1 protein-coding gene is annotated in these 647 nt (G+C 51.3%); it reads right to left on the bottom strand.

The features are described 5' to 3' along the window. The coding region (locus KO531_RS22190) for an IS4 family transposase (protein WP_219252246.1) at positions 1–647 on the bottom strand (647 nt) is incomplete at both ends.

Here is a 647-nt window from a genome sequence, read left to right on the forward strand (position 1 = left end):
AATTCCGCTTCGTTTGCTGTCATTCCAGCCCGCGAGTTTTCCTAATCTTAGATAAGCCCAATGCACACTGGGGACTTGTTCGGGCGGTTGGCTTTTTTCCGTCTTTAGCCATAACAACTTCCAGGCCAATGGGCTTAACAGGCTATCGCAAGGCCGTTTTTTCGCTTGTTCAGCCTGGCCTGCGTAACAACGTAGTTGCTGGATACGTGTGGCGATAAATGCCAGAATCACAATCATCCGCTCCAGATTATCTTTGCTTTGCAGCCGTAAGTCTTCCACCTGCGTACCGCCCGTTTTCCAGGATTTATGGAAGTCTTCAATCAGCCAGCGGCGCTCGTAGTAATCAAGAATTTGTTGCGCTTGCTCTGCTGTTGTGACTACCTCAGTCGTCAGCAGGTGCCAACAGAGGCCATCTGCGCTGTCTTTCTCCTGACAACCCACATAAAACAGCGGCACTGACTGGCCCGTTTTATTCGCCGGAACTTTCACGGTAATGGGCGCAAAGCGGATATCGCAGTGCGCAACTCTGGCTTTGCGACCGCCTTTTTGTTGCACCTGTACCATCCGCTCACCGGCACTTTGCAGCGTCTCACTAAACGCATAGAGTTTGTGCTGGTCTTCTTCAATACAGCGGCTTTGCATCGAGC

The sequence above is a fragment of the Shewanella sp. NKUCC06_TVS genome (assembly GCF_019345515.1).
GTDB classification, from domain to species: Bacteria; Pseudomonadota; Gammaproteobacteria; order Enterobacterales; family Shewanellaceae; genus Shewanella; species Shewanella oncorhynchi.